Raw genomic sequence first — 22,350 nt, 5'->3', positions numbered from 1 at the left:
CTCAGATAACCGGTGGTCGCGGGGTGTCCAGGCCGTTATCGACGGGGAAGCGCTCTGCGATGATCCCGTGCGGCACGCCCAGCGGGATGGCACTGGCGGTGTCAAGGCGGGTGACTTGCTCGGCCGACAGATGCACATTCAACGCGCCGAGGGTGCTGTCCAGCTGGGCGCGGGTGCGCGAGCCGAGGATCGGGACCAGCGCGGTGGTCGAGCGCCGGGCCTTGTCCCGCAGCCAGGCGATGGCGACGTGGGTCGGTGTGGCGTCGATTTCACCGGCAACCGCCAGCAGCGTATCGAGCACTGCGGTTTCACGCGCAGTGTGTTCGGCGTGCACCAGGATCCCGAGTTTGTTGGCGCGGTTGTCGTCCTGGGTGTTGCGGTACTTGCCTGTCAGGAAGCCACCGCCCAGGGGCGACCACAGCGTGGCGGCCAGCCCCAATGCTTCGGCCATTGGCAGCAGCTCGCGGTCGGCGCTGCGCTCGACCAGGCTGTATTCCACCTGGATGCCGATGATCGGCGCGAAACTGCGTACCTCGGCCAACAGGTCAGCGCGGGCAATGCGCCAGGCGGGGAAGTTGGACAGGCCGGCGTAGTGGATCTTGCCGGCGCGCACCAGATCATCGAGACCGCGCAGGATCTCTTCCATGGGCGTGACGTTGTCGCTCATGTGTGCCCAGAGCAGGTCGATGCGGTCGGTGTTCAGGCGCTTGAGGCTTTCTTCCACCGAGCGCACCAGGTTCTTGCGGTTGTTACCGAGCCGGATCGTGCCTTCATCGGACGGTTCGGTGCGCAGGGTGTACTTGGTGGCCACCACCAGGTTGTCGCGTTCCGAGGCGATAAATTCCCCCAGCAGCTTTTCGGCCTGACCGAACTGGTAGCCATTGGCGGTATCGAGGAAATTGCCCCCGGCTTCGAGGTACCCGTCAAAAATCGCCTTGGCTTCGTCGCGTTCGGCGCCATGGCCCCAGCCCGTACCGAAATTACCGGTGCCCAAGGCCAGTTCGGATACCTGCAGGCCGCTGCGGCGGCCAAAGACTTTATTGCGCATACAAGGACTCCTGAGGCAGTGATTTTCTTACATGTTTAGTAACATGTATTTAATATGATATTGGTAATGTATTCGGTCAAGGGGGCTTTTTTACTGCTGACGTTTTCTGACAGGGGGCTCTGTTAAGCTGCGTCACTTTTCCCTTCTCGGCAGGCGTTCCTGTGTCGCGAACCACTCGTCTACTGACTTTGCTCCAGGCCCTGCGGGGCAAGAAACGTCCGGTGACCGCTGCCGTGCTGGCGGCGCAGTTGGAGGTGTCCGAGCGCACGCTGTATCGCGATATCGCCGAATTGACTGCCCTGGGCGCGCCGATTTTTGGTGAGGCGGGGGTAGGGTATGTGTTGCGCAGTGGCTTGTTTCTGCCGCCCTTGATGTTGAACGCCGAGGAAACCGAAGCCATCGTGCTCGGCCTGCGTTATGTCGACCAGCGTGGCGACGAGGTGCTCAGTCGCGCCGCAGCCAATGCCCTGGCGAAGATCGCCGATGTACTCGACCCCGCCGCCCAGGAAGCCTTGCGCAACCCGACACTGCTGCCTGGCCCGCCGGGGTTTGGTTACCCGGAAAACCGCGTGTCGCTCGATGTGTTTCGCGAGGCCATTCGCAACCAGGCCAAGCTGCAGATCGATTACGCCGACGCCAGCCAGACCCAGAGCCAACGGCTGATCTGGCCCCTGGCCCTGGGCTTTCTGAATGAAGTACGGGTGATCGTGGCCTGGTGTGAGTTGCGCGGTGCCTATCGCACCTTTCGCACCGACCGCGTGGCGAGAGCCGAGGTGCCCGGTGAACGTTACCCGGGCCGGCGCAGCGATTGGCTGCGGGCCTGGCGCAAGCTGATGGAACAGAATGAATCCGGTCCCTTCACTCCTGACAAAAACTGACACGATGGTGGCTTAGCATGGCACTACAAATCACCAAGAAAGGAGCTGTGCCATGTCTATCCCTGAGTTGGCGCCGGCCATCGTGGCCTATATCGCAGCGGCCAATACCCGTGACACCTCGGCTATCGCCCAGTGTTTTGCCGAGGATGCCAATGTGTTCGATGAAGGCCAGCACCAGGTGGGCGCCGCCGCCATTGCACGCTGGATGGAAGACACCGGGCGTCGTTATCAGCCGCGGGTCGAAGTGCTCAAGGTGCAACACCGTACCGGCAAGGTGTTGGTCAGCAATATCGTGTCCGGCAATTTTCCGGGCAGCCCATTGGAGCTGCGCTACACCTTTCGCTTGAACGAGCAGGGCAAGATTTCGCGGCTGGATATTTCGCTGTAGTTCATACTGGCGGGCATGACTTTCGACACGCCCCTCGCTGCCTACCAACACGCCGTTGCCCAACAGGGTTTCGTCGCCGACGCTGCCCAGCGCCGCGCGGTGGACGCTCTTCAAGCCTGCCACCAAGCCCTGCACCACGGCCATGCGCCGATCACTGGCGTGTACCTGTGGGGCCCGGTGGGGCGGGGCAAGACCTGGCTGATGGACCAGTTCCATCAAAGCCTGCGAGTGCCCGCGCGGCGCCAGCATTTCCATCACTTCATGCAGTGGGTGCATCAGCGTCTGTTCCAACTGACCGGCACCCACGACCCCTTGCAGGCCCTGGCCCGGGAACTGAGCCAGGCAGTGCGTGTGCTGTGCTTCGACGAATTGTTCGTCAATGACATCGGTGACGCGATTATCCTCGGGCGGCTGTTCCAGGTGATGTTCGAAGAAGGCGTCGTGATGGTCTGCACCTCCAACCAACCACCTGACCAGCTGTATGCCGATGGCTTCAACCGCGAGCGCTTTTTGCCGGGCATTACAGCGATCAAGCAGCACATGCATGTGGTTGCGGTGGATGGGGGAGAGGATCACCGGTTGCATCCGGGTGTAGGACTCCAGCGCTACTGGGTCAATCAACCCGAGGCGCTGGCGGGCGTGTTCCAGCGCTTGGCCCAGGGCGAGCCAACCCGCAGCGGGCCGATTGTCGTGGGGCATCGCGCCATCGTCGCCGTGCAGTCCAGCGACACCGTGCTCTGGTGCCGTTACGCCGACCTGTGCGAACAACCGCTGGCGGCCATGGATTTCATGCTGCTGTGCGATCGCTTCAAGGCCATCCTGATTGGCGAAGTCCCCAACCTCAGCGCGCAACAGCGTCCTGGCCGGATTGCCCGTGGCACCGAGGATGGCGTTCAGCGTGTAGTAGCCGGCGACCGTGAGTTGCCGGCGCTGTCGGTGCACGATGACAGCGTGCGTCGGTTTATCGCCCTGGTGGATGAGTGCTACGACCGTAAAGTACCGCTGTTCATCGAGGCCCAGGTGCCGCTGGAGCGACTTTATACCGAGGGTTACCTGGCGTTTCCCTTTCGCAGGACACTCAGCCGGCTGCAAGAAATGCAGTTGCAGCGTTTCGGCTGACGCCCGTACGAAAAAATCCAGGAATCGTCTGATTGCGCTTTTTCAACCACGCAACGTTCGCGTATTCATGCGCATATTTGTAGTTAATCTCCTTCATCTGGCGCTCGCTCCACGCTTACAATCGTGCCCCTCATAGGGAGCCGAATCCCTTGTAATCGTGATCGAGGAAGGACATGGACACCCCAGACATCCTGGTGCTGCAAGCCAGCTACACCAACCCCGTGCATGCCGACGCCATCGGCCGCGTGCTCAACCATTACGCCGAGGACCCGATGGGCGGTGGTCACAGCCTGCCCGCCGACCTCCTGGAGCAACTGCCGGGCGAGCTGGCCAAACGGCCCCATGCGTTCAGCGTGCTGGCGTTTGTGGGGGGAGAACCGGCGGGTCTGGTCAATTGTTTTGAAGGGTTTTCCACGTTTGCCTGCCGTCCTTTGGTCAATGTCCACGACGTGGTGGTGATGGATGCATTCCGTGGTTTGGGGCTGAGCCAGAAAATGCTGCAAAAGGTCGAGGAAATCGCCCGTCAGCGTGGCTGCTGCAAGATCACCCTGGAGGTACTGGAGGGTAATGCGGTGGCTCAAGCGGCGTATCGCAAGTTTGGTTTTGATGACTCGAAGTTTGATCCGGCCCACGGGCGCATGTTGTTCTGGAGCAAACCGCTTTAATAAATAACAGGCAAAAAAAGGCGCCATTGAATGGCGCCAAAGTTGACCTTGGCCAAAGGAGCGGGATGGCAAAGGGTTAATACGGTTACATCAAGTGTTTGGTTGTTGCTCGGCAGCGGACTTGTCAGCGGTTTCTTTCTTCACGCTCTTTCCATCGGCCAGCGCGGTTTGTTCAGCGGTGCCGTGGGTTTGTTGCTGCACGAAGGTAAAGTCCTTGTAGAACGCCTTGGAACGCTCCGAGCCACCTTCGGCGAAGGCGGCGGCGGAGGTCAAGGTCATCAGGCTGGCAACTATCAGGGTAGAAAGTTTCATGGCAGTGTTTCCGGTAAGTGTGATCGGTATCCGCTCTGTCCTTGATCAGATTCATGGGGCGAGTGTGGAGAGAGTTTATTAAGTAGGAATTAACGCCAGAAAAACCAAAAGCTAACAATTTCGTTAACTTTTGGTTAAAAAATCCTACAGCTTCCAGTCCAAAGCCAAGGTGACCGAGCGTGGGTCACCCCAATACACGCCGTTATAAAAGCCAACGCGCTCGTAATACTTTTTATCAAATAGATTGTTGACGTTAAGCGATGCCGTAACATGTTCGTCGAACTGGTAGCGGGACATCAGGTTGACCACGCTGTAGGCCTGCTGGGTGATCTTTGCCCGTGTGGTGATTCGATTTCCCTCGCTGTCACGAGCCCCCGTTGGCCGGTTGCCGAATTCATGGATATCGCTCTGCCAGTTCACGGCACCGCCTACCGTCAGGTTGCGCCATGCACCGGGTAACCGGTAGGAACTGGAAACCTTCAGCAGGTTCAGCGGTTGGCCAGTGTTGTTGCGTTTGTCCGTGCCATTCACCGAGTGGGTATAGGTGTAGCCGGCCGTGAGATTCCAGTCCGGCATCACCTCGCCGGCCACCTCAAGCTCGAAGCCGCTTACTTTGTTACCCTTGCCGCCTGACTTGTAGTACTCCTCGCCCGTGATCGGGTTCGGCGGTACGGAGTCATCCCGTTCCGCGACGTTGTCCTGCTTGCTCCAGAAATAGGCGGCCGCTACGTTCAAGTGCTCCTGCAACAAGCTCCCCTTGAGCCCCACTTCATAGTTGCTGCCCACCACGGGCTCCAGGTATTTGTTGCTGACGTCCTTGAGGCTCTGCGGCTTGAAGATGTCGGTGTAGCTGGCGTAGACGGTGTACTCCGGGGTGATGTCGTAGAGCAGCCCGGCGTAGGGCGTCCACATATCATTGTGGGTCTGGCGGGTCTTGTTGGCCCTGAGCAATTGGTCATTGGCCGTGTATTCAGGCGCCGCGCTTTCCAGCTCCCAGCTGCCATAACGGCTGCCGAGTACCGCATGCAGGCGCTCGGTCAGGCTCAGGCGCGTGGCCAGGTAGCCGGCTTTCTGTTGCTTGCTGCTGTGCTCACCCTTGAGGCCGGTCACGGTGTCGGGAAACTTGCCGATCCCGCCCATGTATTTCCAGTCTTCGATGCTGTAGTAGCCGTCCGGGATGTTGTCGCGCATCACTGGCGAGACGTCCCGCTGTGTGGCTTCGCCATAACCCACCATCAGTTCATGTTCGCGGCCCAGTAGCGCATAGCTGCCGGCCAGGTTGAGATCTACCGCCTCCATTCTCGAGGTGCCGCGCATATGGCTGGCCCAGGCCGTCATGCCACTGCGGTCGTCGTTGGGGAACCCCGCGCCGCCGTAGTAGACCTTGCCGTCCGTGTCGCTCTGGCGATGGGTGTAGGCCGCCTTCAAGTGCCAGTCGCCGCCCAGGCGGTGGTCGAGGCTGGCAAAGGTGGTCTTGTCGGTCAGTGGCCAGGAACTCCAGTGCGCTGCCATATTGGTGGAACGTGACAGTCCGGCCTTGCCACCCTGGCTGTTCCAGTAGGGCACGGTGCCCCAGGAAGTGCCCTGTACCTTTTTGTCCTGGTAATCAAAACCGACCGCCAGCACGGTGTCGTCCGACAGGTCGCCTTCGAGGATGCCGTAGCCGACTGCCCGCTGCAGCGCGTAGTTGTCACGGAAGGATTGGCTGTCGCGATAGGCCAGCACTGTACGCCCGCGCAGCTTGCCGTCGTACGCCAACGGGCCGCCGACATCCACGAAGCTGTAGTAGTTGTCATGGCTGCCACCGCTCACCCCGGTTTTCGCCTGCCACTGGGCGGTGGGGCGCTTGCGCACCATATTGACCGTGGCCGAGGGGTCGCCGGCGCCGGTGGTCAAGCCGGTAGCACCGCGAACCACCTCGATGCGGTCGTAGATGATGGTGTCGGAATCGGACTTCATGTAGCCGAACGTGTTGAGCATCCCATCAATCTGGAAGTTGTTGATGCCGTAGCCACGAGAGGAATAGGACACGCGGTCGGAGTCGTTGTGCTGGACGTTGACCCCGGTGGTCTGGCGCAGCACTTCGGTCAAGGTATTGAGATTGAAATCATCCATCTGCTGGCGAGTGATCACCGAGATCGATTGCGGGGTTTCCTTGACCGACAGGTTCAGCCGCGTGGCGGTGCTCATCGAGCCGGTGGTGTAGGCCCCGGTGTGTTCGGTGGTGGCACCCAGGCCTTCGGCGGTGATGCTGGTGGACCGCAGCTCGAGGGCTTTGTTTTCGGGGTCGGTTTCAGCCAGTAGGTCGGGGCTTGCCACCACGCTGAAGAGGCCGATGGTGAGCGTCATGGAACGGGTGAAAGGCGCGAACATCGCGGAAGACTCCTTGTCGTCTTTGCGGCCTTTCCGGTCGGAATGGCCTTGGTTCAAAGACGAAAGGAGAGGGGGATCTTTAGGCTTAAACGAGAATGATTGTTATCTTTCTGTTACAAGGCCGGTTTTTCCTGGAGCACCACGTCGGTCGGGCTGGCCTTTTTCGGCTTGATCAGACTGAAGTCGATCAGGGGCTTTTGTTGGCGCTCGTAAGGGTTGCCAATCATCCGTGGGCGCGGCGTGAAGCTGTCACTCACCAGGCTTTTTGTACGGTCGAGTTCATTGAAGCTAAGACCGGCCATATCAGCCCAGGTGTGAATCAACTGCGAGCTGGAGTAGGGCCGTTGCAAGTCACCGGCGAAGCTCCAGTCGTGGGTTTCGCGCCATTTCGGTGAGGCATAGGCCATGAACGGAATGGTGTACATCGGCGCTGTCGGCTTGCCTTCGTTACGTCCCAGGGTGGTGTGGCCAATCGAGTCGAAGACATCCTCGCCATGGTCCGACAGGTACAGCAGGAAGCCGTTGGGATCGGTCTTGGCGTAGTCCTTGATCAGGCTCGACACCACGAAGTCGTTGTACAGCACCGCATTGTCATAGCTGTTGTAGGTCGGCAACTGATCGTCGCTGATGCCCGCCGGCACGCCCTGGCGGTCGGTGAATTTGTCGAAGGTCGGCGGGTAGCGATACTGGTAGCTCATGTGGGTGCCCAGCAAGTGCACCACAATGAACTTGCGCTCGGCCGGATCGGCCAGGGCCTTGGAAAACGGCGCCAGCACGTCGCCGTCGTATTGGCGGGCGTTCTGGTTGCGGTTGTTGTTCAGGTACACCTGTTCGTCGGCCTGTTCGGAAAAGGTCGTGAGCATGGTGTTGCGCTTGGTCATGGTCTGCTGGTTGGTGATCCAGTAGGTCTTGTAGCCGGCCTGTTTCATCACGCTGACGATGGACGGCGTCTTGAGGTACAGGTCCGGGTTTTCTTCGTCGGCGAAGGTCAGCACCTGTTGCAGCGCCTCGATGGTGTAGGGCCGCGGGGTAATGACGTTGTCGAACACCGCCAGTTGGTCGCGCAGTTTGTCCAGCTCCGGCGTGGTGTTGCGCGGGTAGCCGTAGAGGCTCATGCGCTGGCGGTTGGTGGACTCGCCGATCACCAGCACCAGGGTCGACGGTTGGCCGGCCATGGTGTCCTTGAGGTTGGTCAGGGGCGGGATCTGGCTGGCGCTGTCGAGCATGCCTTGCATGTTGTCCAACTGCTCGGTGTAGCGGCGGTAGGCGACGATCATCTGCCACGGCACCGCTGGTTCAATACGGGTTTCAAAACGATCGATGGCTTGTTCCATGTTGTCGCTGGTGGCGATCTGCTTGACCAGCGGATAACCCACCACCGCCAGCACAATCGCTGCCGCCGCCAGTATCGACTGGCCGCGAGGCAGGTAGACCGGGCGCAGCCGCGTCCACAGGAATACCGCGAAGGCGGTATGGGCGATGAACGCCAGCACGATCCACCAGGCAAAATACTGGGTGGCGTATTCGCCGGCTTCCGAGATGTTCGACTCGAACATGATGAAGATGACGCTTTGGGAGAATTCCTGCTGGTAGATGAAGAAATAACCCAGGCTGGCCATGGAGCACGCCCACAGTACTGCGCCGATCAAGGCGGCGAGCAGTCGTGTACGGCTGGGGAACAACAGCATGGGCGCAAGCCACAGCGCACTCATGAAAAAGGCTTGGCGAAAACCACTGAAACCGGAAGTTCCGGTCAACTGGATCAGCAGTTGGGTAATGCCCGAGAAGTACCAGAAAAACAAGAACAGCCAGCCAAGGCCGGCCCAATCAAAGCCTTTCGCAGACGTGGTGCTGCGTTTGAACATCGCCATCCAGTGCTCCAACCCGATGATTTTCCAGTTGACGCGCAGGGCTGCACGCAACGGAGGCCACCCTTGCATGGGGTGGCCCTTGGGGGCTGGAGTATCGGGAGAGGCATGTGAAAACTTTGTGAGATTTTTGTAGCGGTTATCTTACAAAGCGATGACGGGGCTCAGCAGAGCGCGGGTTGCGCACCGGCGGGCTGGTCCAATTGGGCCTGGATGATATGGGCACGCAGGCGCAGGACTTCCTGCTGCAGCTGTTCGCGCTCGTCTTTCAACTGGTGCAACTCGTCGCGACGGATAGTGACGTAGAGGGTCTGTGGCGGACGTGTCATCTGTGCAGTGCTCATTGCTTACCTCGCAAATAGCCGGTGTGTCGCGGTGTGCCAGAACGCTTGAGTCGAGGTTCTCGGCAGCAGTCGGAGACAATTCTGAATTCTTTTTGCGGGCAATGGAACTTTTTTATTTTTGATGGTCGTGTGACTTTTTGTGCTGTGATGCTGAAATGATGGCAACTTTTTTCCATGAAACTAGCGGTATCCGCGCTGGACTAACCCTCATTAGCCGCATTGCGCTATAAACTATGTCACACATTTTTTAGTAGTTAGGAGCATCAGCACATGCAACTGGGGATTATCGGACTAGGCCGCATGGGCGGGAATATTGCACGGCGCCTGATGCTCAATGGGCATACCACCGTTGTTTACGACCGTAACGAAACATTTGTAAAAGGCCTGAGCGAAGAGGGCGCCACCGGCGTTTCCGACCTCAAGGCGCTGGTTGACGGGCTGCAAAAGCCGCGCACCGTGTGGGTCATGTTGCCGGCGGGCGCGCCCACCGAAGACACCATCAACGCATTGAGCACGCTGCTCGAAGACGGTGATGCAATCATCGACGGCGGCAACACCAACTACAAGGACGACGTGCGCCGGGCCAAGGCCCTGGCGGAAAAGGGCCTGCACTATGTCGACGTCGGCACCTCCGGCGGCGTGTGGGGTCTGGAGCGTGGCTATTGCATGATGATCGGTGGCGACGCCGAGACCGTGCAGCGCCTTGATCCTATCTTCAAGAGCCTGGCCCCGGGCCTGGGCAATATCCCGCGTACCAAGGATCGTTCCTCCAGCGCCGACCCGCGTGCCGAGCAGGGTTACATTCATGCAGGCCCCGCCGGTTCCGGGCACTTCGTCAAGATGATCCATAACGGTATCGAGTACGGGATGATGCAGGCGTTTGCCGAAGGCTTCGACATTCTCAAGACCAAGAACTCGGAAAACCTGCCCGAAGACCAGCGTTTCGACCTGAACGTCGCCGACATCGCCGAAGTCTGGCGCCGTGGCAGTGTGGTCTCGTCCTGGCTGCTGGACCTGACCGCCGATGCCCTGGCCACCGACCCGAAACTCGACGGCTACTCCGGCTCCGTGGCCGACAGTGGCGAAGGCCGCTGGACCATCGAAGCCGCCATGGAACAAGCCGTGCCGGTGCCAGTATTGTCCACTTCGCTGTTCGCCCGCTTCCGTTCGCGCCAGCAGAGCACTTACGGTGACAAAATGCTCTCTGCCATGCGCTTCGGCTTTGGTGGTCACGTGGAGACTTCCAAAAAATGACCGCCAACGGCAAGAAACCCAAGGCCGAACCCGCTCCGCCCACCACCCTGTTTCTGTTTGGTGCCCATGGTGACCTGGTAAAGCGCCTGCTGATGCCGGCGCTGTACAACCTCAGCCGTGATGGCCTGCTGGGCGATGGCTTGCGCATTGTCGGCGTGGATCACAACGCCATCAGCGATGCCGACTTCGCCAAGAAACTCGAAGACTTCATCCGCACCGAAGCGGCGAGCAAGGTCAAGGGCAATGCCGACAACGCATTGGACCCCGCCTTGTGGGCGCAGTTGGCCAAGGGCATCAGCTACGTCGAGGGCGACTTCCTCGACGACAGCACCTACGCCGACATTGGCCGCAAGATTGCCGACAGCGGTACCGGCAACGCGGTGTTCTACCTGGCCACCGCGCCGCGCTTCTTCAGTGAAGTGGTGCAACGCCTGGGCAGTGCCGGCCTGTTGACGGAAACCGACGACAGCTTCCGTCGCGTGGTCATCGAAAAACCCTTCGGCTCCGACCTGGCCACCGCCGAGGCGCTGAACGCCAGCCTGCTCAAGGTGATGAGCGAGAAGCAGATCTATCGCATCGACCATTACCTGGGCAAGGAAACGGTGCAGAACATCCTGATCAGCCGTTTCTCCAACGTGCTGTTCGAAGCGTTCTGGAACAACCATTACATCGACCACGTGCAAATCACCGCCGCCGAAACCGTCGGCGTTGAAACCCGGGGCAACTTCTTCGAAAAGACCGGTACCCTGCGCGACATGGTGCCCAACCACCTGTTCCAGTTGCTGGCGATGGTGGCCATGGAGCCGCCCGCAGCCTTTGGTGCCGATGCGGTACGCGGTGAAAAGGCCAAGGTGATCGGTGCAGTGCGCCCCTGGTCCCTGGAGGATGCGCGGGCCAACTCGGTACGCGGGCAGTACACCGCCGGCGAAATCGGCGGCAAGCCACTGCCGGGCTACCGTGAAGAAGCCAACGTTGCGCCTGACAGCAGCACCGAGACCTTCGTCGCCCTCAAAGTGATGATCGACAACTGGCGCTGGGTCGGCGTGCCGTTCTACCTGCGCACCGGCAAGCGCATGAGCGTGCGCGACACTGAAATCGTGATCTGCTTCAAGCCGGCCCCGTATGCGCAGTTCCGAGACACCGAGGTGGACGAACTCAAGCCCACCTACCTGAAAATCCAGATCCAGCCGAACGAAGGCATGTGGTTCGACCTGTTGGCGAAGAAGCCCGGGCCAACCCTGGATATGGCCAATATCCAGTTGGGTTTCGCCTACAAGGACTTCTTCGAAATGCAACCGTCGACCGGGTACGAAACCCTGATCTATGACTGCATGACCGGCGACCAGACTTTGTTCCAGCGTGCCGATAACATCGAAAATGGCTGGCGCGCCGTGCAGCCGTTTCTTGATGCTTGGAAGGAAGACGACGGCATCCAGGCCTACAAGGCCGGTGAAGACGGCCCGGCCGCCGCCGACGCGCTCCTGGCCCGCGATGGCCGCACCTGGCACCGCCTCGGATGAGTGATGCAGCGATTCATCCCATCCGTTTTATCCTCAGTGACGTGGACGGCACCTTGCTCCACCCCGACCACAGCCTCAGCCAGCGCACCGTCGACACGGTGCATGCGCTGCGTGACGCCGGGGTGTTTTTCAGCCTGGCCAGTGGGCGTCCGCCCAAGGCCATGCTGCATCTGATCGAAACGTTCGGTATCGATGTGCCTGTGGCAGGCTTCAACGGTGGCACGCTGATCAACCCCGATGGCAGCATCCTGGTTGCCCACCATTTGCCGGCGGAAGCGGCGCTGGTCACCCTGGCGCTGTTTTCCGGCGAGCCGGACGTGGAAGTGTGGGTGTTTGCCGACGGTGACTGGCTGCGCCGCGACCCGCCCGGGCCGATGGTACAGCGCGAAGCCGATGGCCTGGGCTACGGGCCGGTGGTGGTGGAGAGTTTCGAGCCCTACCTGGATCGGATCGACAAGATCGTCGCCGCGAGCAACAACACCTCGTTGCTGGTCGAGCTGGAAGCGCAGTTGCAGCCCAAGGTACAGGGGCTGGCCCAGGTGTCGCGTTCACAACCGGTTTACCTGGATGTGACGGCGATGCTGGCCAACAAGGGCGAAGCCTTGAAGGCCCTGGCCGCACACCTGGGTATACCGCTGGAGCAGACTGCAGCGATCGGCGATGGCGGTAACGACCCGGCGATGTTCCAGGTGGCCGGGTTGTCGATTGCCATGGGGCAGGCGGAAGAAACCGTCAAGCGCCAGGCCAGTGTGGTCACCGGTAGTAACCTCGATGAGGGCGCCGCCGAGGCGATCGAGCGGTTTATCCTGGCAGGCTGGGAAGGCACCGACGTCGTGCGATAGACAGATACAGCAATGAGGCGGGGCACTGCGCCGACAATGGAAGCTGACTTAATGCGCCCGCTATGGCAGGGCGCTTCATCAGCAAGGAATGTCCCATGGCCGCCCTGTCTACTCCTCCCTGTCGCGAGCGTTGCGCGGCGCTTGCGCAGAACATCCTCCAACATTTTGCCGAGCCCCCTTCGTTGCGGGATGTTGCGTTGCGCGTGCTGCAACACCACCTGGGCACGCAGTATCCCTGGCTGCCCATCAATCACACCGAGCCGATATTGTTGCGACCGGTGTATCGCTACGACAACGGCAGTTACACCATTGAACGCCATGACGCACAAAACCTGCCGGATGCGCTGATCGAGCGTTGCGCGACGGGTCGGTTCGTCGATTTTGCCCAGGACCATTCCATCGTGCGCGACGTCGAGGGTTTGCCGCTGCCGTTGAACGTCGATATCGGTTATGTCGAGCGAATGCTCAATCAGCAGGGCCCGGTGTTGCTCGAGCGCTATCAGGAAGCGCTGGTGGATTACTGGATGAGCCGGGGAGAGGGCCAGGTCGTTCGCTACATAGGCCTGGCCGACATTCTCAGGAATGCGTTGATGGACGCGGCGACCCATGCAGCCTTGGCCGGGACTGAGTTGGATCTGGTGATGAGTCTGATCAGCCGCTCACAGCAGACTTCGCACCTGGAGCCGGCCAACGGGCAGGCCTACATCGTTGACCAATGGGGCGAAACCGGGGCAATCAACCTTGAGATGCTGCGCGGGCTGGTGCTGGTCAAGCAGCAGGGCGAACGTACGACGGTGTTGCTCTTCACCCTGTCCAAGGGCATTCAACGCTTTGATTCCCTGGCGCAATTGGGCGAATGGCTGGTCAACCTGTTGAGCGCAATAGCGTCCGGCCATTCGATGCAATGGCGTTTGTACCAGCCTGCTGGCAATATCTTCTACAGTTTCAGCCTGACCTTCCTGGCCAAACAACTGGCAGATATCAACGCCGTCCTGTCTTTGGTCCGAACATTTCCCGAACCACAATATGTACTGGAACGTGCAATGGAGGTCATCACCGCTGACTTTGACAGCACTGCCCTCGAATCCCCGCTCTTGGAGCGTCTGCGTAACGCACTGCCGGGATGGTTGATACAGGCACCCAATGACCTGCAATTGCAAATGAGCCGCCATGTCCTGGACCTGGCCAGACAGGTCCGGCAGCCGGACTGGCGAGCCTTTGACGAAGGCGTGCCGTCGTTGCTTGATTACGCGCGCCAGGGGCTGTCGGCGCAATTGGCCAAGGACCACCCCGGCGAACCGGTGCTCGACCCCGACCGCATCAAGGTGATGATCGAACTTGATGAGCGTGACCTGCAAACGCAGCCCGCGCTGTTGTGGCAGTTGCCGCCGTTATACAACCATGGCAGCTGGACCCTGAGCGAGTTTGCATGGTTGCCGTTGACGGCCGTCGATCCTGCACGACTTACGCTCACGGCGGCCCCTGGCGACCCTGATGTATCGCTCACACGCGCTCAAGCGCTGGCCGTGGTCGCGCGGGCTGATGTTCGCGGCGGCTACAATCGGTTGATCCGGGAAAAGTTCAAGGACAACGAGAGTGAGCGGCGCTGGCGCCAGGCCCAGTTCATCCGGCAAGTGCGCCTGCAAATACCCATGCTGGCGCTGGAATACCACCTCAAGTACCCCCAGGCGTTTTCCCGGAAAGCCTACACCAGCGTGGTCGCCGTATTTCAGCCGCGCGCCGCCGCCAAGACCGAGGCGATCGTGCTGCGCCCTTTGGCATTCAACGCCCAGGTAGGCGAACAACCCGATACTGTTCGCAACACGTTCATCATCGGCCCGCGCAACCTCAACGCAGGCCCGCAAATACTGTATCGGCCAATGTGTGCAGTGAAATTCATCGAGTTTGCCACGGCCGACGCACTGATGGCGGCCATCGCCAGTCCCGGGCAATTGCAGTACCAAGTGTTGGCCTGGTTGCCGGAGACGGCAAGGTCGCGTTATTTGGTACCGGGCGTGACGGCTCCTAGCCCCGCGGCGTTCGAGGCGGTCGACTTCAATCAGTCGCTGTGGTCGGGCGACGGCATTGTCCTGGCTGACAGGGAGGTCGACGGCGACTATATGGAGGCGCTGTTCAGCAGCAGCGTCGACACGATGTTAAGCCTGACAGAACCGGTAGAGCCGACCGCGCTGGAGGTGTTCTGGGACTGGATCAAGCGCTTTCTCGGCGTAGGCCTGTTTCTGCTCCTGACCTTCTATGGGGGGGCGGTTGGCCGGGCATTGGGGTGGCTGTACCTGGCGTGGTCGGTGGTGCAGGACGTTCGCGTGATTGGCCAGGAGCACGCCGAAGGCAAGGCTTCCAGCGTGGCCGACCTGTTGTTGAATATCGGTTTGCTCCTGCTCAGCCGTGGTCGTATTTCCACCAAGGCGGGAGTGCGATCGAAAACTGATGATTTGCTGGACCTGGCCCAGGGCGCGGATCTGGAGCAAAGCATTGAAATGAGCTGGAGCGAGGCAGCGGAACATCCGTCCGAAGGTGGCCAGACCAGTCGCATCCAGACGCCGACGGTTCAATTGCCGACGGTGCAGGGGCCTGAAGAGCTGGTGCGGGGGGCGGGGGACCTGGAGCGGTTATGGAGCGGTCTGTTCCAGCGGCTGTCGGTTATTCGCCTGGCCGAACTGGCGCTGTACAAGGTCAGGCCGCTGCCGTATGCCGAGCGCATCAGCAGCGGTCAGCAACGTGGCTTGTTCCGTGCCGGCGGAGCCGTATACGCAAGTATCGATGGGGACATGTACAAGGTCGAGCAGCACCAGGGGGCCACGCGCGTGGTCAGCGACGACCTGGTGAACCGTTTCGGCCCCCAAGTGGTGGCCGGTGAACACGGGCAATGGTTGTTTTCCCCTGGGCCGGTCGTGCCCCACGACTTCCAGGAAGCCCTCGCGCTGGAGAAACAGCGTCTGGCGCAATTGAAAAGTGCCGAGCAACGACGCAAGGCCCTCGATGATGAATACAACCAATTGGTGCTGAAGTTTGCGGGCCTGGTCTATCCCGCCGACGATACGCTGCAGGTGCTGACCCAGCGCAGTGACGAGCCCGGCACGCTGGCACTGATCGAGGAGGAGTTGGCCAATGCGAGCACCGCGTTTTGGTGTTCCAGCGCGCTGATGGAGGCGCTCACCCGGCGTCGGGAAATGATGTTGATCAGGGAGTTCAGTGCGTTGTACAACCGGTTCGCCGCCGGAGCAGTCAAGGCGCGGCGCAATCAGGCATTGTTGCTTGCCAGCAAACGCAAGGTCATGCTCCATGACGATCTTTTCAACGCTGCGTGGTTCGATGCACAGAGTCTGAGCAAACGGGTCCTGGATACTCGAACCTGGGGTGGGATCGCCGCAAGGCTGCCCGATTACGCAGCGCTGGAACTGGAGGCTATCGAGGCTTGCCTGGACGCCGAACGGCGTTTTGAAGACATGAAGCGCTCGGGCAGGATTGGCGACACGGCTGTTGCCGCGCTGGATAACGCGGCCTGGGCCGGTGGTCGCATGTCCTTGAAATGGCAAGAATTACACCTGCGCACCCTGGCGTTGCAGTGTTTCAACGGGCGAGTGAGCACCTTCAGGGATGCGACGATGGACCTGATCGAAGAGCTCACCGCGTTATGCAGCCTGAAGCTGTTGACTTATCGGGAGCTATATACCACCGGCCGTTTTAACCTGGACCATCAACTGCGAGTCGCCAATGACGCACTGGATGGGGTGGTGCTGGCCTACCTGCGCGTGGCTTACCATCTGGCCCCTTCGCCTCCCTATATCGTCCCTCAAGCGCTGGGCAATTTTCGAAGCCATGTCAGGCGCCTGCAGCTCAGGCTGGAAGAAGAACTGATCGAGCGCTATCGGCGCTACGAGGATGCCAGCCTGGAAGCCATTTCCACAAAAGTCACCGGCATGCCCAAGCGACTGATTGATGACGGCATATTGGGAGCGGTGATCGGCAATCCACGCAGTGTGCTCGAGCAAAGTGTCACCCATGAATATGTGGATGTGCTGGAGCCTTTCGACCATCGCCCTGTCTTTACATTCGAGCGTCCGGGGGTTGAACAGGAGTCCTTGTGGAGAGCAGTGCCGAGGCTTGTAACGCCGCCCGACAACGATGATGCGCTCCAGTCGCTCGCTGACATCGGCAATGAGGCACTGCGCCTGTGGCGCAATGCACAGCGAGAGTACGACCTGCTTTGCGGCCTGGAGACCATCCAGAGGTTGTCGCCCCGCTTGGCGCGCGGCGAATGGTGGAAGTATGCCCAGCGTATGAGGACGCAACGGGAGTTACTCATCAAGGCACTCAACGCGCGACCGGACTCGCCCGGGCATCGGGACCTGCAAGACTTCTTCCGACATACCCCCAGTGCGCTGTATGACGAGATCTTGCGCTACATGGAGGAGGGTTCGGCGATGCGTGACCGTATGATCATGAAGTACTCGCCGACATCGGAAGGGCTGTTGCAACTGTACAAGGCCTGGAAGGTCGACGTAGTGGAAAGGCCATCTTCAGTCGAACTGATCCGCGAGTTCGAAGTGCGCGAAAAGTCCAGCGGCCGCCCGCTGTGGCTGGCCCGTTTCCACTATAGGACACGGGCGGCACGGGATATCGGCTACCACTTCATTCGCGGGTATCTCAAACGCTTTGTAGAGCGCAACATCAGCTATAAGAAGTTGACAGACTATGCGGCGAATAATCGACTGCAACTGATCAATGTCCTGCGCTCGAACATTGATCACGAAGTTGCCGAAACCGTGTTCTTCACCGAAGACGTCAGCTCAACGGTGCGTTGAATTACTTCGGCATGGCCCAGGTTTGCAATTGATAGCCGCTCTTGTCCAACTCGGCACGAGCCTGCAACAGCAAGTTTTCCAACCGAGTTGGATCGGAATAGACGCCGGCATCCAGTTGCTGGCTGCCGATGCGGGTATTGGTGCGGTCGATGACGCTCAGGCTGAGGGCGCCATTGCCGTCATGCCAGGCCACGCACTGAAAGGGTTGGAAAGCACGGTCTGCGATCAAAAGAGCTTCGTTGATGCGGAGCGGGGCGTTCATGTGGGTCGTCTCTCTAAATGCCCATTCAAGTGATTGCCGGCGGTTGGGCTGACCGTGCGGCGGGTTACTTGTACTGATGCACGATGGCGGGGTACGGGTCACATGTTAGAACAACTATTTTCGGATTTTAGTGATTGACGTCATGTAAGCGGCTGTTTTGAAAGCTGAATGAAAGTTTCCAAGGTTCGCAACTTTATTCGTTGAAAACACCGGCCAGTGGCTTTTTGCCCACACTTATAGCGAAATGGTACAAGCCGCGCGTCAAGATCTTGCTAGTGTTAGTCGCAGGCGTCACAAACCGTTGTTTCTAAATAACTTTACCAAGCTTGACGCCAAGGAACAGTCATGGGTATGCCTCCCGTTCAACGTCGGTTGCTAGTGGTTGATCCCTGTGACGATTGCCACGACCTGTTGCCTGGATTGCGCGCAGCCGGCTGGGCGGTCGACAGTTGCCCGCTGGAAGGGGTCGGCGAGCGCTCCTGTGATGTCGGCCTGCTGCGCCTGCAACCCTCTCACCTGGAACGCCCCGAAGCGGTCAAGGAGTTGATTGGCCGCAGCGGCACCGAGTGGATTGCCGTGCTCAGCCCGGACGTACTGCGCTTGCAGAACGTCGGTGATTTTGTCTGCGAGTGGTTTTTCGACTTCCATACCTTGCCCTTCGACGTCGCCCGGGTGCAGGTCACCCTGGGCCGTGCCTTTGGCATGGCGCGCTTGCGCGGCAAGGGCCACACCCTGGTGGATGAGCCTGAGCATGAGCTGCTGGGCGACAGCCGGGCGATCCGTGAACTGCGTAAATTGCTGTCCAAGCTGGCGCCCACCGAGTCGCCGGTGTTGATCCGTGGCGACAGCGGCACGGGTAAAGAACTGGTGGCCAGGACGTTGCACCGCCAGTCCCAGCGCCATGCCAAGCCCTTTGTCGCGATCAACTGCGGGGCAATCCCGGAACACTTGATCCAGTCCGAATTGTTCGGCCATGAAAAGGGCGCGTTTACCGGCGCCCATCAGCGCAAGGTCGGGCGTATTGAAGCGGCCCACGGCGGCACGCTGTTCCTGGATGAGATCGGTGATTTGCCGATGGAACTGCAAGCCAACCTGCTGCGCTTTCTGCAGGAAAAACAGATCGAGCGCGTCGGTGGCAGCCAGCCCATTCCCGTGGATGTACGGGTGTTGGCCGCGACCCACGTCGACCTGGAGGCCGCAGTTGAAAGGGGCGCTTTTCGCGAAGACTTGTATTACCGGCTCAACGTCCTGCAAGTGGTGACGGCGCCGTTGCGCGAACGCCATGGCGACGTGGCGATGCTGGCCAACCATTTTTCGCGCTTTTACAGCCAGGAGACGGGCCGACGCCCGCGCAGTTTCAGCGAGAGTGCTCTGGTGGCCATGGCCAAGCACGCCTGGCCGGGCAATGTGCGCGAGCTGGCCAACCGCGTGCGCCGTGGCCTGGTGCTGGCCGAAGGACGCCAGATCGAAGCCGCTGATCTGGGATTGCAGGCCGAACAGGCAATTTCCCCGCCGATGGCTACACTGGAAGACTACAAGCACCGCGCCGAACGCCAGGCGCTGTGCGATGTGCTCGACCGGCACAGCGACAACCTGAGTGTCGCCGCCCGTGTGCTGGGGGTTTCCCGGCCAACGTTCTACCGGTTGCTGCACAAACACCAGATCCGCTAGGGCGGGTAAACCGAAAAGCCCCGCAACGACCCTTATCGTTGCGGGGCTTTTCCTTATGTACTGTGGCGAGCGGGCTTGCCGTGGTTAGGGGGGCTTGCTGTGGCGAGCGGGCTTGCCCCGCGTTGGGCTGCGAAGCAGCCCCCCACCCCCGGCTCTCCCTAAAAGTAATACGGAAACTTCAAGCTGAACGTAAAGTCCGGCGCATCATCCGTCATCCCGATCGCCAGGTTCGGCACGATCGTCAGGTTATCCGACGCGGCAATGGTCATGCCCACGTTGAAGTAACCGGCGTTGGCATCGCTGGACACCACTGACTGCCAGTCCCCTCCGTCAGGCTTGAGCTTGCTCTTGCGCTGCACCAGATCGGAGACCGAGAACGACATACTCATCTTCTCGTTCAAGGCAAATGCGACGCCTACACCGAGTTGGAAACTGTCACCCAGGCTGACCTTGCCGCCGACTTTCTGGTTGACGTCGCTGCTGATGTCGTCAAACGACTCCTCGAAGTTATGGGTATAGGAGAACGAGCCAAACAGCACCGCAGGGTCGAAGGTCTTGACCAGCGAGATACCCGGGGTAATCGACCAGACACCATTACCGGTGGGCAGGTTTTCCGGTACATACAGGTTGTCGTTGGCGGTTGACCTGACCAGCTTGATGCCGAACGGTTCTTTGCCCGTTGGCGCCTTGACGCGCAGCGACACTACCGCATCCGGCAGGGTGGGGGTTTCGTCGAGGAACTTGTAGGCCACACCGAAGTTGACGTCGCCAATGGTCGGGTCACGGCTCACCGATTCTTCCGAGGTGGCGTTGGCATTGTTGCCGGCGCCGCCCGACTGGTAGGTCGACTCGCGGTACACCACCGGTACGTTCACATCGAACTGCCAGCGGTTGTCGACGTTGTAGCGCCCCGTCAGGTCCAGGGTCCAGTTATCCGACTTGATCCGGTCCAGATTGATATTGCCCAGGAAGATCGAATCCAGCGCCAGGAAGCCGTTTAGCGTCAGTTGACGTGCATCGTAGCGCGCATAAGTGATGCCGGTTTCGAAGCTGAATTTGCCATTGCCGAAGAAGCCGCTGGCCTCGTTATAGAGGTTGCTCACGCTTTGCGCAGGCGCCGAATCGTCCTTGAGCGACTGCCCATAGGAGCTGCCGCCACCGCCCGCACCGCCGGAGGCCGCCGCCGCTCCCGTGCCTGCCACGGTGGCACCGCTGGCCTTTTGAAAGTCCGCCGGGGATTTGGCCAGGCGCTTGGGCGCGGGGGTCGCCGGCGTGTCCTCGACCTGGCGCACCCGTTGCTCCAACACCGCCAGGGCTTTCTGTTGCACTTCGTACCGCTGCTTGAGCTCCAGAAGTTCCCGCTTGAGGGTTTCGATATCGGCGTCTGGCGCGGCATACAACACGGATGCGGGCAAGAGCGTACTTAAACAGACCACCGCACGTAGCGATAACGATCGATGCATGAAATAAGCCGTCCTTTTCTAATGCGTAAGTGTCGAGGGTCAGCGTAGTTCAATAACCGAGAGTGCGTAGGCCTTTGAGTTGATCCAGATTGCAGTTCAACGCCGGGTTGTTCAATGCGTTATTCATGACCACGTTGAGTTGGGTCATGTTGTTGACGAAGTTGCTGTTTCCAGTCAATACCGTGCCTTGCAGCACCTGGCCGCCACCAATCTGCTGGAGGCTGTTGCCTTGGTTATGATTGGCCTGGATCGCCATCTGCAAGCCGCCATTGTTGGCCGAGACGCTCACGCGGCCTGCCGCGCTGTCGCCGGTCACGGTACCGCCGGCCACCAGCACCTGCCCCGATTGCGCGGCATTGGAAGGTGCAAAGCCGTTTTCAGTGACGTTGATCCCGACATTGTTGTAGGCGGTGTTTTTGTCGCCGGCGGCACGCACACTCTGGGTCACGCCTGTGCCGGTGCCCAGGCCGGCACCTCCGGTGACGTTACCGGTGCCGGCGTTCGGGTTGGTGCCGTTCCCGGTCGAGCCGGTGGTCTGCACGTAGAACTGCGGTGTAATGGTCGATGAATCGATTTGCATGCTGGCCTTGCCGGTGAGGGTGTCGCCCACGGCATTGGTCCAGGTGCTGCTCATGACAATACCGAAGCTGATGATCCGCCCCGGCATTACATAACGACCGCGCAACTCGGCCATTTCCGAATCCTTGAGTTCGATCGGCTTGAATGCCGATGAAGCATAAGCGGGCATTGAGGCTGCCAGACACAAGACCGTCAGCCAACGGGGAGTGTTCATCTGCTGCTCCTGGAGCGTCCTGCCCCTTATTGCGCTTCTTAGAAGAAGTCGCTCTGGATGAAACCGAAATCCATCAGCTCGGCATCGCCTACAGGCCTGAACTCATTGACTTGGTTCTTGGCGGTCAGCGGTGTGGGCGGGTCGAGCAAGGCATTGGCCTTGTCGTAGCCTTCACCCAGCACCGCAAACACGATGCCGTTCCAGCCCTTGACGAAGTCGTCGCGCGAATAGCGCTTGTGGCCCAGCACCGGGTCGCCGATATAGACCCAGTCCTTGTCGGCGCGCTGCAACACCACAAAGTGCTTGTAGCCACGAATCTCCAGCAGCACCACTACGGGGATTTTCACGGTCACCAGGGTGTCCGGCGAAATCTTGTAGCCCCGGGCCCGCATGCCGATGCTTTCGAGGTAGCGCTTCATGTCCAGCATGGAAAAACCCTGGGTGCGAACCAGGTCCTGGTCGGCATTGACCAGCATGCCTTTGATCACGTGGTCTTCATCGACGTCGAGCCAATAGCCCTGGCGCAGGATGGTGGCGAGTGCCGCGGCACCGCAGCTGAAATCGGTTTTCTGTTCCACCAGGTTGGCGAATTTGCGTTCACGGATGCTCTCGACCTTCTTGTAGATGACTGCACCGCCAGGCATGGCGGAAATCGCCATGGTGCCTGCCCAGGTCGGGCCGGTGAGCAGCATCAGGAGGGAAAGGGTCGCGAGGCGCATGATCG

At 60.1% G+C, this 22,350-nt stretch carries 18 protein-coding genes; 9 read left to right on the top strand and 9 right to left on the bottom strand.

Translation table 11 applies throughout. The features are described 5' to 3' along the window. Position 1: 1 nt before the first annotated feature. Positions 2-1,048 carry an aldo/keto reductase gene (locus tag BM026_RS24415; RefSeq protein WP_093127518.1) on the bottom strand — a complete coding sequence of 349 codons (1,047 nt, stop codon included), beginning with the start codon at positions 1,046-1,048 and terminating at the stop codon, positions 2-4. 161 nt (positions 1,049-1,209) lie between these two features. Between BM026_RS24415 and BM026_RS24410 the strand changes: the two genes are divergently transcribed. The 4 genes from BM026_RS24410 (at position 1,210) to BM026_RS24395 (ending at position 4,098) form a co-directional block, all read left to right on the top strand. Next, positions 1,210-1,926, top strand: a complete 717-nt coding sequence (locus BM026_RS24410; RefSeq protein WP_093530403.1) for a helix-turn-helix transcriptional regulator — start codon at positions 1,210-1,212, stop codon at positions 1,924-1,926. A 52-nt stretch (positions 1,927-1,978) separates the two neighbouring features. Next, positions 1,979-2,314, top strand: a complete 336-nt coding sequence (locus BM026_RS24405) for a nuclear transport factor 2 family protein (RefSeq protein WP_071490655.1) — start codon at positions 1,979-1,981, stop codon at positions 2,312-2,314. A 15-nt stretch (positions 2,315-2,329) separates the two neighbouring features. Further along, positions 2,330-3,433, top strand: coding sequence for a cell division protein ZapE (zapE, locus tag BM026_RS24400; protein WP_093530401.1), 1,104 nt, complete (start codon positions 2,330-2,332; stop codon positions 3,431-3,433). A gap of 173 nt (positions 3,434-3,606) precedes the next feature. Further along, positions 3,607-4,098 (top strand): GNAT family N-acetyltransferase, encoded by a 492-nt coding sequence (locus BM026_RS24395; RefSeq protein WP_093530399.1) that lies wholly within the window; start codon positions 3,607-3,609, stop codon positions 4,096-4,098. Positions 4,099-4,188: 90 nt separating this feature from the next. On the opposite strand, the gene BM026_RS24390 is transcribed toward BM026_RS24395, so the two are convergent. The 4 genes from BM026_RS24390 to BM026_RS29245 form a co-directional block, all read right to left on the bottom strand. After that, on the bottom strand, positions 4,189-4,410 hold the full coding sequence (locus tag BM026_RS24390) for a hypothetical protein (RefSeq protein ID WP_093127534.1): 222 nt from the start codon (positions 4,408-4,410) through the stop codon (positions 4,189-4,191). A 144-nt stretch (positions 4,411-4,554) separates the two neighbouring features. After that, a complete protein-coding gene (locus BM026_RS24385) occupies positions 4,555-6,783 on the bottom strand; it encodes a TonB-dependent siderophore receptor (RefSeq protein ID WP_093530397.1) in 2,229 nt (742 codons plus the stop codon). A gap of 113 nt (positions 6,784-6,896) precedes the next feature. Next, positions 6,897-8,654: a phosphoethanolamine transferase CptA gene (locus BM026_RS24380; protein WP_093127750.1), complete on the bottom strand. Its 1,758-nt coding sequence runs from the start codon at positions 8,652-8,654 to the stop codon at positions 6,897-6,899. A 161-nt stretch (positions 8,655-8,815) separates the two neighbouring features. Further along, positions 8,816-8,995: a DUF6026 family protein gene (locus BM026_RS29245; protein WP_256573001.1), complete on the bottom strand. Its 180-nt coding sequence runs from the start codon at positions 8,993-8,995 to the stop codon at positions 8,816-8,818. Positions 8,996-9,265: 270 nt separating this feature from the next. Between BM026_RS29245 and gnd the strand changes: the two genes are divergently transcribed. The 4 genes from gnd to BM026_RS24360 all read left to right on the top strand — a co-directional run bounded on the left by gnd (position 9,266) and on the right by BM026_RS24360 (position 17,437). Next, positions 9,266-10,249, top strand: a complete 984-nt coding sequence (gene gnd, locus BM026_RS24375; RefSeq protein WP_071490650.1) for a phosphogluconate dehydrogenase (NAD(+)-dependent, decarboxylating) — start codon at positions 9,266-9,268, stop codon at positions 10,247-10,249. After that, complete coding sequence (gene zwf / locus BM026_RS24370) at positions 10,246-11,769, top strand: glucose-6-phosphate dehydrogenase (RefSeq protein WP_071490649.1); 1,524 nt, start codon at positions 10,246-10,248, stop codon at positions 11,767-11,769. The genes gnd and zwf overlap by 4 nt, the downstream gene beginning before the upstream one ends. Further along, a complete protein-coding gene (locus tag BM026_RS24365) occupies positions 11,766-12,611 on the top strand; it encodes an HAD family hydrolase (protein ID WP_093127541.1) in 846 nt (281 codons plus the stop codon). The genes zwf and BM026_RS24365 overlap by 4 nt, the downstream gene beginning before the upstream one ends. Positions 12,612-12,706: 95 nt before the next feature. Then, complete coding sequence (locus BM026_RS24360; RefSeq protein ID WP_093530395.1) at positions 12,707-17,437, top strand: dermonecrotic toxin domain-containing protein; 4,731 nt, start codon at positions 12,707-12,709, stop codon at positions 17,435-17,437. A gap of 1 nt (position 17,438) precedes the next feature. Here the strand turns inward: BM026_RS24360 and BM026_RS24355 are convergent, their stop codons facing one another. Beyond that, entirely contained in the window at positions 17,439-17,699 is a 261-nt protein-coding gene (locus BM026_RS24355; RefSeq protein WP_093127548.1) for a hypothetical protein, read from the bottom strand. Between the two features lie 345 nt (positions 17,700-18,044). On the opposite strand from BM026_RS24355, the gene BM026_RS24350 reads away from it, so the two are divergent. Further along, positions 18,045-19,370, top strand: coding sequence for a sigma-54 dependent transcriptional regulator (locus BM026_RS24350; RefSeq protein WP_092248959.1), 1,326 nt, complete (start codon positions 18,045-18,047; stop codon positions 19,368-19,370). 158 nt (positions 19,371-19,528) lie between these two features. On the opposite strand, the gene BM026_RS24345 is transcribed toward BM026_RS24350, so the two are convergent. The 3 genes from BM026_RS24345 to BM026_RS24335 are packed head-to-tail and all read right to left on the bottom strand — an operon-like array spanning position 19,529 to position 22,345. After that, complete coding sequence (locus BM026_RS24345; RefSeq protein ID WP_092248962.1) at positions 19,529-20,833, bottom strand: hypothetical protein; 1,305 nt, start codon at positions 20,831-20,833, stop codon at positions 19,529-19,531. A 49-nt stretch (positions 20,834-20,882) separates the two neighbouring features. Continuing rightward, on the bottom strand, positions 20,883-21,626 hold the full coding sequence (locus BM026_RS24340) for a hypothetical protein (protein ID WP_092248965.1): 744 nt from the start codon (positions 21,624-21,626) through the stop codon (positions 20,883-20,885). A 38-nt stretch (positions 21,627-21,664) separates the two neighbouring features. Continuing rightward, complete coding sequence (locus BM026_RS24335) at positions 21,665-22,345, bottom strand: C39 family peptidase (protein ID WP_093530392.1); 681 nt, start codon at positions 22,343-22,345, stop codon at positions 21,665-21,667. Positions 22,346-22,350 lie beyond the last annotated feature (5 nt).

The organism is Pseudomonas sp. NFPP24, from assembly GCF_900112095.1.
GTDB classification, from domain to species: Bacteria; Pseudomonadota; Gammaproteobacteria; order Pseudomonadales; family Pseudomonadaceae; genus Aquipseudomonas; species Aquipseudomonas extremorientalis.
The sequence above is the reverse complement of the archived record's forward strand: the minus strand, read 5'-3'. Positions and strand labels throughout refer to the sequence as shown.

Bases quoted from the DNA above. Each gene is read 5' to 3' on its own strand.
- zapE (WP_093530401.1), top strand. From the start codon at position 2,330: ATGACTTTCGACACGCCCCTCGCTGCCTACCAACACGCCGTTGCCCAA.
- BM026_RS24395 (WP_093530399.1), top strand. From the start codon at position 3,607: ATGGACACCCCAGACATCCTGGTGCTGCAAGCCAGCTACACCAACCCC.
- gnd (WP_071490650.1), top strand. From the start codon at position 9,266: ATGCAACTGGGGATTATCGGACTAGGCCGCATGGGCGGGAATATTGCA.
- BM026_RS24385 (WP_093530397.1), bottom strand. From the start codon at position 6,783: ATGTTCGCGCCTTTCACCCGTTCCATGACGCTCACCATCGGCCTCTTC.
- BM026_RS24360 (WP_093530395.1), top strand. From the start codon at position 12,707: ATGGCCGCCCTGTCTACTCCTCCCTGTCGCGAGCGTTGCGCGGCGCTT.
- zwf (WP_071490649.1), top strand. From the start codon at position 10,246: ATGACCGCCAACGGCAAGAAACCCAAGGCCGAACCCGCTCCGCCCACC.
- BM026_RS24415 (WP_093127518.1), bottom strand. From the start codon at position 1,048: ATGCGCAATAAAGTCTTTGGCCGCCGCAGCGGCCTGCAGGTATCCGAA.
- BM026_RS29245 (WP_256573001.1), bottom strand. From the start codon at position 8,995: ATGAGCACTGCACAGATGACACGTCCGCCACAGACCCTCTACGTCACT.
- BM026_RS24350 (WP_092248959.1), top strand. From the start codon at position 18,045: ATGGGTATGCCTCCCGTTCAACGTCGGTTGCTAGTGGTTGATCCCTGT.
- BM026_RS24380 (WP_093127750.1), bottom strand. From the start codon at position 8,654: ATGGCGATGTTCAAACGCAGCACCACGTCTGCGAAAGGCTTTGATTGG.
- BM026_RS24340 (WP_092248965.1), bottom strand. From the start codon at position 21,626: ATGAACACTCCCCGTTGGCTGACGGTCTTGTGTCTGGCAGCCTCAATG.
- BM026_RS24390 (WP_093127534.1), bottom strand. From the start codon at position 4,410: ATGAAACTTTCTACCCTGATAGTTGCCAGCCTGATGACCTTGACCTCC.
- BM026_RS24345 (WP_092248962.1), bottom strand. From the start codon at position 20,833: ATGCATCGATCGTTATCGCTACGTGCGGTGGTCTGTTTAAGTACGCTC.
- BM026_RS24355 (WP_093127548.1), bottom strand. From the start codon at position 17,699: ATGAACGCCCCGCTCCGCATCAACGAAGCTCTTTTGATCGCAGACCGT.
- BM026_RS24405 (WP_071490655.1), top strand. From the start codon at position 1,979: ATGTCTATCCCTGAGTTGGCGCCGGCCATCGTGGCCTATATCGCAGCG.
- BM026_RS24365 (WP_093127541.1), top strand. From the start codon at position 11,766: ATGAGTGATGCAGCGATTCATCCCATCCGTTTTATCCTCAGTGACGTG.
- BM026_RS24335 (WP_093530392.1), bottom strand. From the start codon at position 22,345: ATGCGCCTCGCGACCCTTTCCCTCCTGATGCTGCTCACCGGCCCGACC.